The organism is Paenibacillus sp. CB74 (assembly GCF_055687625.1).
On the sequence record NZ_CM146009.1, the window covers coordinates 5539527 to 5556033 of the forward strand.

Annotated in this window: 10 protein-coding genes; 8 read left to right on the forward strand and 2 right to left on the reverse strand. The window is 44.3% G+C overall.

Annotated elements, in window-relative coordinates; translation table 11 throughout:
- Positions 1-464: 464 nt before the first annotated feature.
- Both ACX9NY_RS24520 and ACX9NY_RS24525 read left to right on the forward strand, forming a co-directional pair.
- Positions 465-4505, forward strand: a complete 4041-nt coding sequence (locus ACX9NY_RS24520) for an S-layer homology domain-containing protein (protein WP_472475603.1) — start codon at positions 465-467, stop codon at positions 4503-4505.
- 261 nt (positions 4506-4766) lie between these two features.
- Complete coding sequence (locus ACX9NY_RS24525) at positions 4767-8726, forward strand: DUF4073 domain-containing protein (RefSeq protein ID WP_472475605.1); 3960 nt, start codon at positions 4767-4769, stop codon at positions 8724-8726.
- Between the two features lie 140 nt (positions 8727-8866).
- On the opposite strand, the gene ACX9NY_RS24530 is transcribed toward ACX9NY_RS24525, so the two are convergent.
- Both ACX9NY_RS24530 and ACX9NY_RS24535 read right to left on the reverse strand, forming a co-directional pair.
- Positions 8867-9586 carry a hypothetical protein gene (locus ACX9NY_RS24530; RefSeq protein ID WP_472475607.1) on the reverse strand — a complete coding sequence of 240 codons (720 nt, stop codon included), beginning with the start codon at positions 9584-9586 and terminating at the stop codon, positions 8867-8869.
- A 257-nt stretch (positions 9587-9843) separates the two neighbouring features.
- Positions 9844-10386, reverse strand: a complete 543-nt coding sequence (locus tag ACX9NY_RS24535) for a GbsR/MarR family transcriptional regulator (RefSeq protein WP_339238748.1) — start codon at positions 10384-10386, stop codon at positions 9844-9846.
- Between the two features lie 197 nt (positions 10387-10583).
- Here ACX9NY_RS24535 and ACX9NY_RS24540 point away from each other — a divergent pair, with 197 nt between their 5' ends.
- From ACX9NY_RS24540 to ACX9NY_RS24565, 6 genes are all read left to right on the forward strand, one after another.
- Positions 10584-11459, forward strand: a complete 876-nt coding sequence (locus ACX9NY_RS24540; RefSeq protein ID WP_339238747.1) for a carbohydrate ABC transporter permease — start codon at positions 10584-10586, stop codon at positions 11457-11459.
- 89 nt (positions 11460-11548) lie between these two features.
- Positions 11549-12364, forward strand: a complete 816-nt coding sequence (locus ACX9NY_RS24545) for a carbohydrate ABC transporter permease (RefSeq protein WP_248278243.1) — start codon at positions 11549-11551, stop codon at positions 12362-12364.
- Positions 12365-12644: 280 nt separating this feature from the next.
- Complete coding sequence (locus ACX9NY_RS24550; protein ID WP_472475609.1) at positions 12645-14018, forward strand: ABC transporter substrate-binding protein; 1374 nt, start codon at positions 12645-12647, stop codon at positions 14016-14018.
- Positions 14019-14170: 152 nt separating this feature from the next.
- Entirely contained in the window at positions 14171-14941 is a 771-nt protein-coding gene (locus ACX9NY_RS24555) for an HAD family hydrolase (RefSeq protein ID WP_472475611.1), read from the forward strand.
- A complete protein-coding gene (locus tag ACX9NY_RS24560) occupies positions 14938-15276 on the forward strand; it encodes a DMT family transporter (protein WP_472475613.1) in 339 nt (112 codons plus the stop codon). The genes ACX9NY_RS24555 and ACX9NY_RS24560 overlap by 4 nt, the downstream gene beginning before the upstream one ends.
- Positions 15276-16370 (forward strand): metallophosphoesterase family protein, encoded by a 1095-nt coding sequence (locus ACX9NY_RS24565; protein ID WP_472475615.1) that lies wholly within the window; start codon positions 15276-15278, stop codon positions 16368-16370. Before ACX9NY_RS24560 ends, ACX9NY_RS24565 begins: the two co-directional genes overlap by 1 nt.
- Positions 16371-16507: the final 137 nt, after the last annotated feature.

Below are 16507 nucleotides of genomic sequence, written 5' to 3' on the forward strand. Positions count from 1 at the left end.
AGTTCCACCCCTTCCATATCATCGTGCAAAATGTACTTCTTCTCTAATTAATGATTCTGCCCGATGTTCATATTGTTCATATTGTGCATCTGAATGAAATTATAGAGGAATGGTAAGGCTTACACAAGCGAATAGGCTAAAATGAAGAGATTGCACATACAGTTACGTAGTTAAAGACCAAAACATTCATGACCGGCAGTACGTTGTTTGTGGATGGCGGGTATATCTTGATATAAGATCCGGAGTTATATAGGTCCAAAAGAACATTATTTTAAAAATAAAATGATGAAATATGGCGAAAAAAGTTGAGATCTATCCTGTTTTTGCACTACAGGGTGGGTCTTTTTCCTTTTATTCTCATTTTTTGTTTAGATTCTGTTTATTGCAGTGCACTACAATAGGCCTTACGTATCAGATGGATTGAATTTATATGTAAAAAACATGAGATCGGGAGGATCAAGTACATGAATTACAGAAAGCTGATAAGCTGCCTTTTAATTGCGGTTTTGTTATTACAGGTGGTTAGTGAGGGTGGGGTTGCAAGTGCCGACCCGGTTACTCCAGTAGAGCAAATGAATGAATTAAAAAATTCAAATAAGGATATTGAAGAGATTGTTTTAAATCTTCAGAGTGTATTGGAAGATGACGGCATAATTGGTGTAGACAGTATATATAACGAGTTGGATAGTATTCAAAAGAGTGAAATCGCACGAGGCATGATACTCTTGCTACCGAGCGGGACGGATTACAGTAGTTCTGATCAGATTCTGGACGTTTTCCTTCTACTACATGAATTAGTAGTCCTGCCCAGAGAAAAAAATCCGGATTATGTCCAACAAATTTTGGATCATCTATACGACACTTCGTATCGAGAAGCCACTAGTTTTCTTCCTTTTGATCAAGCCGAACCAATGGTTGAAGCGAGTGCTAAATACAGCTTGTTGAAAGGCGCCGATAAGCAAATTTTTACGAATATTATCATGTTTGAACCTGTTATAGGGCCCAACCCAGATAAAATCCATTACCAGGGTCAGCTTGATGCATTAATAAAAACGCTGTCCGAATACCTCCCAATTAATAAAGCGAGCAATGTTACAGACATGGAGGCTGTACTAAATGCAATGTATTGGAATCACTTTATAAGTGTGAGTTTTGCTGGGAATAACCCTAGCCTTCAATTGTATATTTTTCCCGTCAATATGGAGAAGATGTCGACCATCCAGAACGATACAACCAAAAAATCCGAACTGGCTCAGTGGATGATTGATCATAAGCCGCAAAACGGTTATGAAACGGTATCCGAAGTTCAGAAGGAGTTTGATGCTTTTTTCGAACCCAATAGTTCAGCCTTGTTGGAGCAATTTAACGATATCAAAGAGAAAAAAGATCAGGATCCTATTACCGATTTCATCCCAGAAGTAATAGAGCTGCTTAGTAACAAAAATTTCATTGCTACTCCGGATTTTGAATCATTATCTGAAGAAGAACAATCTGAAATTGCAAAGTATATGTTGGAGGAATCAAGTCCGCCAGCATCTAGTAGGTATAAGAGTAAGGAACAAGTCCAATATGTAGTGCAGTTAGCCTTGCAAGCCTTGGAGCTTCCTCACAAAATTGGAGGAACTGACTCCAGAGAAGTCCTTGATGCATTTTTTAATAAACAAGCCGAACGAATACAGCAACAATTCAATGATATAGAAGCAGATGATGAATACTATGAACTTATTCACTATTATCTCAATTCCTCCGAAGTTGAAAGACGTATGGCAGCTTTTAGATATGAGCGTAAACTCACAAAAAAACTCAATATCTCGGAGATACTGAATTATACGCAATCAGCACTGGATGAAACCCCTTTTATTAACAAAGTAGAAACATCAGAAGAAATGTTGAAAAAGTTAATAAATATGTTAGAAATTCAGGGAGATATTGAGAGATATAATTCCGATGAAGACGTGGAGATTCCACTTGGAAAATTCCCGCTGGATGTTAGCAAATTGGATAATCTCAACTCTGAAGAGCAAGAACAACTGGCAGATCATATGCTTAGTGAGAGACCACTTGGTGGATATGCAAGTTTCGAAGCAATTCAGACTGCCTTTAATAAATTTTTCCCTGATGACAACGGAACTGATCCACTGACTGCCTTAAATATTGCAAAAAGCAACTTTGATAGAGATGCTATGCGTGTTGCGATGGAAAACCCGGATCTGGGTATTACTCTGCCGGATGGCTACGGCGCTTTAACCCCGCAGGTTAGAAATTTCATTGCAGGATTCCTGATTCAATATGTAAGTAAAGAGTTCAAAAATAAAGAACAGGTTCAATACATGATTGAACTGGGTGTCCTCGCACAATCGGTTTGGGAGCAAAAGGAATTTGTTACTCTTAAAAACAAGCTGGATGCACTTGCGCAGAAGTTGGCCAATTTGCCGGCATCCTTTAATGATCAACAAAGCGAAGAATATCGTAGTATTGGTCAAGAATACTTGAAACGTACGAACGAAGTAGACAAAAGTGTGTTTGCTTACAGATATTTGTATTCAATAGCCTACGAGAGGTTAGAAGGGAATTACCAAGGGGTTATAGTGGAACCTATGGTTGTGTTAGGGCTTTTGACTACGCCATACCAGTCTATCGACAAGGCTACCAAGGTTGATCGAATGGATCAATGGCTTGATTCAGCTATGAATGATTACATTACAGGTGAAGCATTCTTCAACAAATACAAGTTTGATCGTACAGGTGCCCTTGATTTATCCAAAAGAGCAGAGCTGAGTCCTGAAGACCAAAAGGAATTGGCAGAATGGTTACTCACTGAACAAGAAAGCTACGAGACTGTTGAGAATCTACAGTATGTATTTGATCGTTTCTTTACAGCTCCTAATGTGAAAGGGAATGACATCAATAACACCCTAACGGGCTTGGACGACACGATGGAGATTTCCTTTGACAACAAGTTGCACTGGTTGGATCTGGCTAATATTCAGAAACTTGATCTTAGCGGTAATAAAACGGTATGGGTTCGTTACAAAGCAATCAGCGATGAACTGCCAGGCCGCGCCGTGAAGTTTGTCTTTACACAGAACGGAGATAGCAACACTGATAATGGCTCAACACCTAACCCAGGTGGAAGTAGTGGGGGCGGTTCTACGTCTGCACCTGTAACATCTACACCTGCACCAACAACGAAACAGGAACAGATCGTGGTTGACGTCAATGGGACGAACGGTACCAACTTGACCAAAACACCGATTACCCGTACAACGGAAACCAACGGCACCATTAAAGATTTGGTGAAAATGACCGAAGCGATTGCGAAGGAATCCGTGGAAAAAGCGAAGCAATTGAACATGAACACCGCACGCATCGTGATTCCAGACACCAAAGATGCCGTGTCCGAGACACGGATTGAACTGCCTAAAGCAGCCGTGAAAGAACTGAATGATGGTTCGCTGAAACTCGAAATTTCCACTGAAAATGCAGTAATTTCCGTTCCGACGAGTTCCATCGCCGGATTCGATCAGGACCTGTACTTCCGTGTGGTTCCGCTGAAGAAAGAATCGGAGCGCAAAGAAGTTGAAGAGCGTGCGAAGAAAGAGCAGCTGATTCAACAGGTCGCTCCGAATGCGAATGTACGCGTACTGGCTCGTCCAGTTGAAATTGAAACCAATATGCAGAGCCGCGAAGTAACACTTACGTTGCCATTGCGTGATAGTCTGCCGACTGATCCGGCTGCTCGTCAGCAAGCATTGGACAACCTGGCGATTTACATTGAACACAGTGACGGCACCAAAGAATTGATTCAAGGCAAACTGGTACAACTCGCGGATAACAGCGAAGGCATTGAGTTTACCGTGACAAAATTCAGTACGTTCACCCTCGTTGTAGTGGATGGACTGAAAGCTTCACAAAGTACACATCAACCGTATATCCAAGGTTTTGGTGCAGATTTCCGTCCGGATGCATTCGTAACCCGTGCACAGATGGCAGCCATGCTGGCTCGCAATCTTCCAACTGAAGAAGCAGCAGCAAGTTCCACTACTAGTGTAAGCTACACGGATGTATCTGCGACACACTGGGCAACAAGTGAGATTCAAAAGGCTCAATCTGCTGGCATCATGAACGGCATGAGCAACACTCAATTCGCACCGGAAGGTTCGATTACCCGTGCACAGATGGCTACCGTTGCGTATCGTTGGATGCAGCAACAATCTACTACTACAGTCGTGAACGGTGCAGAAGTTTCCTTCACAGATGTACCCGCAGACCTGTGGGCAGCAGATGCGATTGCATACGTGCAATCGGCTGGCCTGATGGTCGGATATAACGATGGTACTTTCAAACCAGAAAGTAAGCTGACGCGTGCAGAAGCCGTGAAAGTGCTGAATGTATTGTTCAACCGTACACCACTCACTGGTGCAGCTACATCAACGTTCAGCGATGTACCAGCAACGCACTGGGCATATGCAGATATTGAAGCTGCCGCTCAATCAATAAGATAGGTAACAAAGAGGGCCGTCCCTTAGGGGGCCCTCTTTGTAGTTTAACGAACCTTGAGTTCAATTGAATGGGCGTATTACAGAAAAGTGCAAAAAAAGATGAATATTAGGTTGTGTTTGTAGAATATTATCGAAAATAATCGAAAAAATGCGAAATTTTAATGTTTTTCCTCGATTCTAAGCCAATTGTTCAGAATTCGTTCAGACCAAAGTACTAGAATGGTGAATATCAAGATTCGAGCTGGGAGGCTCAAGGAGGAAATAATGAAATCATATGCGAGGAAATTAGTTAGTGCTGCATTGGTATTATTGATGTTTATCCAAGTTGTCGCTGTCGTACCTGTTCAAGCGGAGTCCATGACATCTTTGGAGAAGTTGAATGCTGCAATCATTGGAGGATCTCTTAGCGATATACAAGAGGTACTGGAAGGGAACCCCATTGTGACGTTGCCATCCGGCTACTTTGAAATGTCTATACAGCAGAAAGAAGCAATAGCAGAGTTGGTGGCTACTTTGCCAGCAGGGGAAGCGTATTCTGATGAGGAACAAGTAGAATATACTTTTAACTTAGCATACCAAGGAATTATTCTAATCAGTAATACGGACTTATTTGCTATCCAAATCCAAATGGATCAGGTATACAATCTTTTGAGTCAGTCCATAAACTACTTTATCAATGAGAAAACCGAAATGATGTTTACTTCTGGTATGAAGTACGAAAAAATGAGCAGTGTTGACCGACAACTATTTTCCCATGTTATCCAGATGACCTTAATAGGTTTTTATGATAGTGAGGAATCGAATGAGTTATATAACTTATTTTTCAATGCAATATTCGGTTTGAACGAGTATCCTGAAATGAATAACGCAAAGAGTCAGGAATTGATGTTGAATACGTTAAGCTTTAACCAATTCTTTAAAGGGATCATTGATGAGTATATTGATGATAACCCTGAATCTGTTACAGTAGCGTATCCATTAAATTTTGATAAATTACAACCAATTCAGGAAGACTCGGAACAAATGACAGAACTGGTTAATTGGATGATTGAAAAGATGCCGCAAGGAGGCTTTACTAAAATAGAAGATATCCAAGAAGCTTTTGATCTGTTTTTTAATTCGCCCGCACCGTTAGTAAACGTAGATGATGATTTCAATATCATTGTTGGTGCGGATGATACTATGGAATACACTCAGGATAATGGCGAGAATTGGTATGATTACAGCACCACTAACCCACCTGAATTTAAAGGGAATAAAACGGTATGGGTTCGTGTTAAAGCAAACGGAAGTAATGCTGCAAGTCTCTATGAGATATTAATATTTACAGAGAACAAAGAAACAGACCCGCTTGAATTATTGAATCTAGCTAAAAGTAATGAAGATGTAGAAGGTGTCCTTAGCGAAATTCAAAATGTGACGTTCGGACTCGAGCTGCCTTTTGATTTCAGCGATTGGAGCAATGATGAGAAAGAATCTGTAGCTGTATTTGTCACTTTAATGAATGGGGCAAAAGGATATGTGAGTAAAGGACAAGTACAATATATACTCGATATGGCTGTAGAACCACGAAACCTGTTTAATCAACCTGCACTTATTGATGTTGAGGAGAATATACATTCTTATTTTTCCAAACTTTTGAATTTACCTGAGGTTTTTAGCATAAACCTCGACCCAAGTATTCAATCGCTATATAAAATAGGGAAAACGTATGAAAATTTGTCTGCTGTAGATAAACAAATTTTTGCATACCGTATGAAATTTTACTCCATGCGTGATGAAATTCCTTCATATCAGAACAGAGATCAACTGTCTTCGTCGTTATCTACTTACAATGCAATCAATGATGTGACTAATCAAACCAAGATGTATAATGCTTTGGTACGTCTTCGTTTAGTACAGAAGGAATCAACACAGTATAACAATCTGCCTAGTACCATCAACTATATGGTAGAGTTTCCGCTTAACATGGACAAAGTGGATAGCATAGATTATGAGACATATAGAAAACTTGCCCAATGGATGATTGATAAGCGTCCAGTTGGTGGTTATGAAAACTACAGAAATATCCAAAGAACTTTTGATCAGTTCTTTAATCCAACAGATCCTTTGAAGATAATCAATGAAGCTAGAGCTACGAGGAATACTGATGCTATTCTGGAAGCAATTACTCAACCAGAATGGTTGAATCTTCCGGCAGGCTTTGACATTCTCCAACCTGAGGAGAAGAAGGCCATAGCTAATGTGGTAATGACCTTTTTACCGAGTGACTATGCCTACGATCTTAAGAAACAAGTGCAATATGCTGTAGAAATTGGATATAAAGGCATCCAGACGATCAAACAAACAGACAAGATTCTTTTCCAAGAGCGTTTGAATGAGTTCTATTCCCTTTTTGTTGAATCAGCAGATTACTTTCAGTATCCAGGGATGGAAATGCTTAAAGAGTTAGGTCAAAAATATTTGAATTCATCTAAAGTGGATAAAGAGTTGCTGGCTTTTACGGCACAACGGCTGTTTCAGAGAACGGATATTTCAATTGAACAGGTATATGGTGCTTCATTAATGTTAGTTATGAATTATTCATCCATTAATGATGCTTTAGACGTTAGCGAGATGAAGAAAGCTATGCTGGTGCTATACAGCTTTCAGCAGTCTACTGAGATGATGGAGCCTTTCGAACCATTCCTACTTAAGTTGAACGCTATGAAGGATCTAGCAGAAGATGATACTCAAATGGGAAAACTTGCTCAATGGATGATGAATCACAAGCCTGCTAACGGATACAGCAGTATTAGTGAATTGCAGACAGCCTTTAATCGTTTCTTTGATCAGATCGTTATTATTAATCCAACACCTAACCCTGGTGGAAACACAGGGGGGGGAGGATCTACGTCTACACCTGCACCAACAACGAAACAGGAACAGATCGTGGTTGACGTCAATGGGACGAACGGTACCAACTTGACCAAAACACCGATTACCCGTACAACGGAAACCAACGGCACCATTAAAGATTTGGTGAAAATGACCGAAGCGATTGCGAAGGAATCCGTGGAAAAAGCGAAGCAATTGAACATGAACACCGCACGCATCGTGATTCCAGACACCAAAGATGCCGTGTCCGAGACACGGATTGAACTGCCTAAGGCAGCCGTGAAAGAACTGAATGATGGTTCGCTGAAACTCGAAATTTCCACTGAAAATGCAGTAATTTCCGTTCCGACGAGTTCCATCGCCGGATTCGATCAGGACCTGTACTTCCGTGTGGTTCCGCTGAAGAAAGAATCGGAGCGCAAAGAAGTTGAAGAGCGTGCGAAGAAAGAGCAGCTGATTCAACAGGTCGCTCCGAATGCGAATGTACGCGTACTGGCTCGTCCAGTTGAAATTGAAACCAATATGCAGAGCCGCGAAGTAACACTTACGTTGCCATTGCGTGATAGTCTGCCGACTGATCCGGCTGCTCGTCAGCAAGCATTGGACAACCTGGCGATTTACATTGAACACAGTGACGGCACCAAAGAATTGATTCAAGGCAAACTGGTACAACTCGCGGATAACAGCGAAGGCATTGAGTTTACCGTGACAAAATTCAGTACGTTCACCCTCGTTGTAGTGGATGGACTGAAAGCTTCACAAAGTACACATCAACCGTATATCCAAGGTTTTGGTGCAGATTTCCGTCCGGATGCATTCGTAACCCGTGCACAGATGGCAGCCATGCTGGCTCGCAATCTTCCAACTGAAGAAGCAGCAGCAAGTTCCACTACTAGTGTAAGCTACACGGATGTATCTGCGACACACTGGGCAACAAGTGAGATTCAAAAGGCTCAATCTGCTGGCATCATGAACGGCATGAGCAACACTCAATTCGCACCGGAAGGTTCGATTACCCGTGCACAGATGGCTACCGTTGCGTATCGTTGGATGCAGCAACAATCTACTACTACAGTCGTGAACGGTGCAGAAGTTTCCTTCACAGATGTACCCGCAGACCTGTGGGCAGCAGATGCGATTGCATACGTGCAATCGGCTGGCCTGATGGTCGGATATAACGATGGTACTTTCAAACCAGAAAGTAAGCTGACGCGTGCAGAAGCCGTGAAAGTGCTAAATGTATTGTTCAACCGTACACCACTCACTGGTGCAGTTACATCAACGTTCAGCGATGTACCAGCAACACACTGGGCATATGCAGATATTGAAGCTGCCGCTCAAAAGTAATTTCTGTTACACAAGCATAGAGCCCAGAATGAAGGGGAAAGAGCAGGTTATCGATAAGATAACCTGCTCTTTTTTGGTATCTATGAGGTTAAGAGAGAGAGCAAACCTTCAGCAGCCCCTCCCATACTTATTGATTGATGTTAATTATTGAACATGGGTTCTGTTCGGAGCAAATAGTTACCCCTAACTTCTGCAGCCCAATATGCAAAGACCTCTCTCCATTGAACACTGTTAAAGAATTCCTCAACGGATTGATTCTCGGAGTCCCAATCAACAAATATGTTGAGTGGTGTGATGCCCCCAGCCCAGATTCCATTACTGACATCCGTTCCCGTCTCTCTAACTAATAAGATGGGAATTCCGAATTGAAAAGCCATGGCAGGTTCGATTTGAGAAAAAGTAGAACCTTCCCAGAATGGTGTGCTCGTTGGTGGACCACCCACATTGGATTGAAGAATTTGAACAAAAAATCGTTGGAAGTTGATTGCGAGCAAGCCATAGCTTGAAAAAACCAAGCGTCGGATATTTGTCAGGATATTTTCCGGATATTGTTCACTTACGGGCAATGTGCGTGGGAAGAGTAATGCATCTTCAATTTCTGCAATAAGACGGTTCAGAAATTGTCCTTGCAGGTCATTTACCGTGTTGGTTGTACTCAAGAAAATCGGAATACGAAAAGCGCGATCTACGCATTCATTAATAGCCGAGGATGTGTCCTTTTCATTATGGGTGGGGTTGGGATTCGAGGAGGAATTCCTTGCGTTACCGCGGACGGGTGGGAGTTCAGATATAATGCTTACGGGAGAAAGTTTTTTCATGGGAATTTGCTGGGTCTTAACCTTATTTTTTGGATTACTCAATGTTCACATCTCCAATACATAAGAATCTGGATTTTATTTAGTCCCAGTCTATGCATTAGCCCATTTTGTGTTACCAATTGCCCCAATATAGTTGGTGATGTAGTCGTTAGTCCGTTGTTTTTACATTGCTTGTATCAAAAAAACGGCATAGGACTCGGTCCATACCGTTTTGGAATGACTTCTTATTCCTATCTTGTCTTTACTCGTCTCTCATTTAATGCGATTACTGCATACTAGTCGTTTTTCCGAGGAGAACTCTAGTAAAACTTACCGTCACGCAACTGATCCACGAATCCTTGTAACCAGACGTAATATTGCTCTGCGTGTTGGAGTTTGTGCAGATCACGCAGGGCATCATCTCGATCTTCGGAAGAGGTGTGCTCCGAAAGAATCATTGCCGACAGGTCCGGAATGACCTCACGAATGCCTTCTAACATCACATCCACTTCCCGTTGGAGCTTGGACCCGAAGAAATTTTGAAATGTACGATAAAAGTCGGTCTCAGCCACATACTGATCCTGACGTTCTTTCTTCTCCTCCAGTTTATAGATCATCTGTGACTCCGTAAGTGACCGAACCGCATAGCTCATGTTGCTCTTACTCATATTCATCGAGGTCTTCATCTCTTCAAGTGTCATCGGTCGATCTTCGAAATACATAATGCCGTATAATTTGCCAAACGTATGATTCACCCCATACAGATCCATCGTATTGGCGATGGCCTCAATGACTCTCTCCCTCAGCGCATGCCGATCAGGTAACGAAGGATGATTCGGTTTCCCGTCAGTTTCTTTTCCCACAATGTCACCTCTGGTTTATGATAACGTTCCCCTAGCTGCCTCATATTTTACATGACTTGCTCCAATTTTAACATAAGCCGGAATTAGAATTTTCAATACGAGTGTACAATAAATTTTGTATAGAAGAAATATAAAGCTGATTATACTCAATAATTCCCAATCGTTAAAGAAAAATTGAACAGTAAGGAGTGGGGGATTTGCGTTTAAAACTATGGAGGGAGTCTGAGGCGGTTCTATTCACGCTACCAGCTCTAATCCCGTTGCTGATCTTCTGGCTGGGACCTCTGGGATATATCGTGTATCTCAGTTTCACCGATTGGGACTTCATGAGCCCAGACAAGTTGTTTATTGGGTTGGACAATTACAGTTATCTGCTGACGAACTCTGAATTCTATCGATCCCTGAAAGTCACCCTGTTATTCGGACTGGGAAGTGTAATCCCAACCATTGTGGGCGGATTGGCGCTTGCGATGCTCATGAATAGCAAGATCAAATCATCCGGCATCTTCCGAACATTACTCTTCTCACCATGGGTTACTCCGACAGTTGCGGTGTCCATTGCGTGGTCCTGGATCTTCGAGCCCGAAGTGGGACTGGCCAATCTCATGCTGGGCTGGGCCGGTGTATCCCCGATCGGCTGGTTGCGTGACGCAGACTGGGCACTGGTTGCCGTCCTGATCGTTACGCTCTGGAAATCGATTGGGTGGGCGATGGTATTTTATCTGGTTGCACTACGCAATCTACCCTCTGATCTGCTCGAAGCAGCTTCAATCGATGGGGCCAACGGTTGGGATAAGTTCAGAAGTATCACGTTGCCGCTGATCTCACCAACGACATTTTTTCTCTCGATTATTCTTACCATCCAGTCCCTGCAAGCCTATGACCAGATTAATGTCATGACGCAAGGTGGACCGGCAGGATCAACGAGAACGTTGCTGTACATGTATTACCAGTCAGCATTCGAATCTTTTAATGTGGGTGAAGCTTCGTCCATCGCCGTTGTGATTATTCTGATCTGCGTGTTGCTGTCGGGTGTATCCTTCCTGCTTGGCAGACGTCTGGTGCACTACTAATGACAATGACATTGCCTAACAAAAAGTCTAAACGGATGAAGCGCAAGGAGTTGCAGAACGTGTCACAACCGAATTTTAAAATAAGTAAAATGATCCGCTATCTGCTGTTGGCCGTTATCGCGCTGGGTACAGCCTTTCCCTTCTATTGGATGGTCATTAGCGGATTCAAAACCAATGATGAGATCTGGCAGTTCCCGCCGACCTTCTGGCCGGAAACGTTCCTATGGAGCAATTATGTGGACGCCTGGAATGCGGCACCCTTTGCCCGTTACATCCTGAACAGTACCGGGGTAGCCTTAGCCATCTGTCTATTTCAGATCGTCAACTCCAGTATGATGGCGTACGCCCTGACACATATGAAATTCCGTCTCAAAGGTGTACTGACATCCCTGATTCTGGTGGGTTATATGATACCAAGTACAGCCGTGTATCTGCCTAGTTACCTGGTGCTTAGCGAACTTAATCTGCTAGATTCCTACACGGGCTTGATTGTATCCAACTGTGTCAGCGTGTTCTCGATCTTCCTGATCCGGCAGGCGTTCATGCAGGTATCTCACGAATTGGTGGAAGCTGGACAGCTCGACGGTGCGTCCCACTTCCGGATTCTCTGGACAATTATCACGCCGCTTGTTCGCTCAAGCTTCGCCGTGATGGTACTGATTACGTTTATTGAACAGTACAACAACTATTTCTGGCCTATGCTCATCACCAAAGACCCTGACTTGCAGCTGGTATCGGCGGGTCTACGCAGTTTCTTTGTAGAAGGCGGGGCATACGGACTTGCTTGGCCACAGATTATGGCTGCGAGTGCCTTCACGATTGCACCCCTACTTATTCTCTTCCTGTTCACCCAGAAGACCATCATGCAGAGCGTGAATATCACGGCAGGTGTGAACAAGAACTGATATTAACTACCTTACTATATAAATTGAAATAAACATTTACACAAAACGGAGAGGACAGAAATAATCTGAAGAAGCGAAGCGCTCGCCTAAAAGCTTTCTGCAAGAAAGCTACATCGGAAGCATACGCTTATCCCCGGATTTTACCTTTATAAAAAGGAATCAAAAAAATCTGGGGATAACAGCGATCGGAGGGTTGTTCTGTCATTGGAGTGGCTAGTGTAAATATTCTTTAGTTCAATTTATGCAAACTACCATTTCACCTAAAACGGGAGGAACGACAATGAACTGGAGTCAAGCAAGCATGACATGGAAAAAGAGATTGAGGTTGAACTGGAAGGGTGGCATGTCGCTGGTACTCGCGACCAGCTTTGCTCTACTGACCGCTTGTGGAACACAAGCACCCGCAGAATCGGGCACGACGGCTGCTGCCAGTGGAACCGAAGTTCAGGCCAAAGATCCGGTTGAGATCGAGTTCTGGTATGGTCTGGGTGGTAATCTGGGCGATAACATGAAAAAGACGATTGATGCGTTCAACGCCTCACAGAACGAAGTCGTTGTGAAGGGAATTGTACAGGCAGATTACACGGAGACGGAACAGAAGCTGCAAGCAGCGATTGCTTCCAAGAATGTTCCCGCCGCGGTACTTAGCTCCAATATAGACTGGGCACGTAAAGGATATTATGCGCCCATGGATGAGATGATTGCTGCTGATCCGAATTTTAGGAAAGACGACTTCATTCAGACATTCCTGAAACAGGGACAGGTGGATGGTAAGCAATACTTTTTACCAATGTACGGTACAACCCAAATCATGTATTACCGCATGGATACGTTCAAGGAGAATGGGATCGACCCAGCAAGTTTGACGACATGGGAGAAGCTGGCTGAAGCAGCTGCGAAGATGAGCAAGCAAGAGAATGGCAAGACCACCTTCTACGGCTGGGAACCGATGTGGGGTAGCGACAATATGATTGATGCCGTGCTGGGTAGGGGCGGACAGATTATTAGCGACGATGGCAAAACCGTCATGATTGACTCCCCGGAATGGATCGAGACATGGGACCTGTTCCGTAAATGGATCAACGAAGACAAGATTATGGGCATTCATTATGGTGGTCAGGGCTGGGAGTATTGGTACAAAACGATTGATGATGTGATGAAAAATAAAGCAGCAGGTTACACCGGATCCAGTGGGGACCAAGGTGACTTGGACTTCAGCGTAGTCGCTGCAATGCAACAACCAGGCTGGGAAGGTATGGGTGAAGGAAAACCGGTAGCAAGTGCCATATCAGCAGGTATTCCGTCAGCGGCAAGTCCAGAGCAACAACAGGCAGCCTACAAATGGCTTACGTATTTCTCCGAAACTTCGAACACAGCTTCATGGTCCATGAACACCGGATATATTGCAGTGCGTCAATCGGCACAACAAGATCCAGAATTCATGAAGTTCAGTGAGGAGAATCCACAGATCACTGTACCATTGCAACAGGCAGCTCACGCCTCGGCTCCATTCCAGGATCCAACAGGTGGCAAAATCAATGATGCATTAAAAGATGCAGCTGATCAGGTGCAGATCAATAATATGCCAGCCGAACAAGCGCTGAAGGAAGCGAAGGAAAAAGCACAGAAAGAACTGGATCGTGTAACGAAATAATGGTATCGATGAATGGTTTCCACGTGCTTCGGTCGTGAAGCTGCTCGACTAACAAGCAAAACGTATTGCTATAAGTAACTCATGCGAAAAGGGCGGTACATGCTGTACCGTCCTTTCCGTTCATACAAGATCGCAGACAAGGAGTTTAACTGATGCAAGATGAAACGTATGTGGAAGGATTAACAATTCCGATTGAAGCCGTATTGTTCGACAAGGACGGAACATTACTTGATTTTACGCGCATGTGGGGGTTCTGGACCGATTGTGTGTTGGGTGGCTTCAAAGATCAGCTAGCTACCCGGGGACTGCGTATCAATACAGAGGAACTTCCACAGATCTGGGGTACATTCCACGATGACCAAGGCCGAATGAATGGCTATGACGTGCGCGGGCCGCTTGCGATGGGAACCATGGATGAGGTGTACGCTGTGTTAACATGGCACGGATATCGTGCGGGTCTCAGCTGGGCGGAAGCCAAGATGATGGTTCGGGAGTGTTTGGCGCAAGCAGAGGAAGAGATGGAGAAGCATCGCCCGGCACGTCCATTACCAGGAGTTCGAGAATTCCTTGAACAGTGCCGTAGCGAAGGCGTGGTTATGGGTGTCGTGACGGCGGATGATACACCTAGTGCAGTCAAGCACTTGCAGTGGATGGGGCTGGAATCCTTTTTTGACGTAGTGATTGGTACGGATCTGGTGGAGCGGGGAAAACCTTTCCCCGATATGCTTCTGCTTGCATGTGAACGGTTGGGAATACCTGTACAGCATACTGTGGTTATTGGAGATACGGACGGAGATATGGAGATGGCACGAAAAGCTGGTGCAGGATACAGGATTGGGATTGGAGAAAAAGGAAGAATCCGCTTGGCGGACAGAACGATTCAATCATTTCATGAATTGCTGAATGGTGGGCTGAGTCGATGACGAACAGTCACGCCTACTTGGGCTGGGTACTGTTGGCGCTGGCCATCGGTCTGGAGCTGAGCGCTACCATTTTGCTAAAAGTATCGGATGGGTTCTCACGGTTCTGGCCTTCGGTGTTGATGTTTGTCTGTTATGCTGCGAGTTTTACGCTTCTTAATTATGCAGTGAAGTATATGCCGCTGGCTGTAGCTTATGCGATCTGGTCTGGCGTGGGCATTACGCTTATTGGCGTTGTGGGGCATTATTTTTTTGGTGAACGTCTGCGGCTCAATTCGATAGTATGGATCGGTTTTATTCTGATTGGCATTATTGGACTGAAATGGAGTGATTCTTGATGAAAAATGAACATACACCGGAGCAACCTATTGCCAGCTTCCAGGTCATTACGGACACACATGTGCGAGATGAGGCAGACCATATTCATAATCGGCATCTGGACCAAGCATTCGCCGACATAGCTACATTCAGTCAAGGGAGCAGCGGAATTATGCATGTGGGTGATGTGACGGATCGGGGGCTGCCGAGCGAATATCGTGAGTTGCAGCGCATATGGAAGCAACATGCGGAGAGCTTGCCGGACATCCGGTACACGGTAGGTAATCATGATATTGGAGCCGTGATATGGCAAGATCCGCCGATCGTTTTGCTTGAGATGAATGAGGACGAAGTAGCCGAGCTGTTGGAGCAAGAAGCAGATATGGAACGGATCACAACACAAACTGCTACTGAATCAGCTGCACTGATTGAGCAACTATCCGGCGGGACCTATACGTTGTCTGCTGCACCTTCGGGGCAGGAGGGTCAGGATGGGCGACCGATCTCTTCAGGAGTCGACCCCATTACGGTTGCAGGGTTATGGCAGCGTCGATGGAGTGATTTTGGAGGGACAACAGGCATGAAGGGCTCTTACCACGATCACTGGATTGATGGATATCATTATATATTCCTGGGCACTGAGCAACCTCACCCGAAGGATTGCGATATGTCAGTTGAACAGTTGGAGTGGCTGGATGCAAAATTGTCTGAACATGCAACACCAGATCATCCCATCTTCCTGTTTTTGCATCAGCCGCTGATGGATACGGTAGCAGGATCAATGAAAGAGCAAGGCTGGCATGGTGTGAATCAGGATGCGGAACTTAAAGCGGTTCTGGCTAAATACCCGCAAGCAATTCTCTTCTCAGGACATACCCATTGGCAGTTGGAGGCGCAGCATACGATGTACGATGGTGCGGGCCACATGCCAACCATGTTTAACGCTTCGTCTGTAGGTTATCTCTGGACGGATGAGGATGAGCATCTGGAGGGCAGTGAAGGACTTCATGTGGAGATTTATAAGGATCGAGTTGTTGTGAAGGGACGGGATTTTGTCGCGGGCGAATGGATCGAGGGTGCTGAGTTTACGGTTCTTTATCCACGAGAAGGGTAGTTAATTGGGTTGGGGGATCAAAGGGGAGGGTCACTCCCCTAAAGTTCCACGTGAAACGTAGTAGGAATGTATAGAGTTGGGTAAAGTTGTAAATGGGTGGGTGTACAAACTATACTCAAATAAGTACACATAACGTA

Excerpts from the sequence above, each read along its gene's own strand:
- ACX9NY_RS24545 (WP_248278243.1), top strand. The coding sequence starts at position 11,549 with ATGATCCGCTATCTGCTGTTGGCCGTTATCGCGCTGGGTACAGCCTTT.
- ACX9NY_RS24550 (WP_472475609.1), top strand. The coding sequence starts at position 12,645 with ATGAACTGGAGTCAAGCAAGCATGACATGGAAAAAGAGATTGAGGTTG.
- ACX9NY_RS24560 (WP_472475613.1), top strand. The coding sequence starts at position 14,938 with ATGACGAACAGTCACGCCTACTTGGGCTGGGTACTGTTGGCGCTGGCC.
- ACX9NY_RS24520 (WP_472475603.1), top strand. The coding sequence starts at position 465 with ATGAATTACAGAAAGCTGATAAGCTGCCTTTTAATTGCGGTTTTGTTA.
- ACX9NY_RS24525 (WP_472475605.1), top strand. The coding sequence starts at position 4,767 with ATGAAATCATATGCGAGGAAATTAGTTAGTGCTGCATTGGTATTATTG.
- ACX9NY_RS24555 (WP_472475611.1), top strand. The coding sequence starts at position 14,171 with ATGCAAGATGAAACGTATGTGGAAGGATTAACAATTCCGATTGAAGCC.
- ACX9NY_RS24565 (WP_472475615.1), top strand. The coding sequence starts at position 15,276 with ATGAAAAATGAACATACACCGGAGCAACCTATTGCCAGCTTCCAGGTC.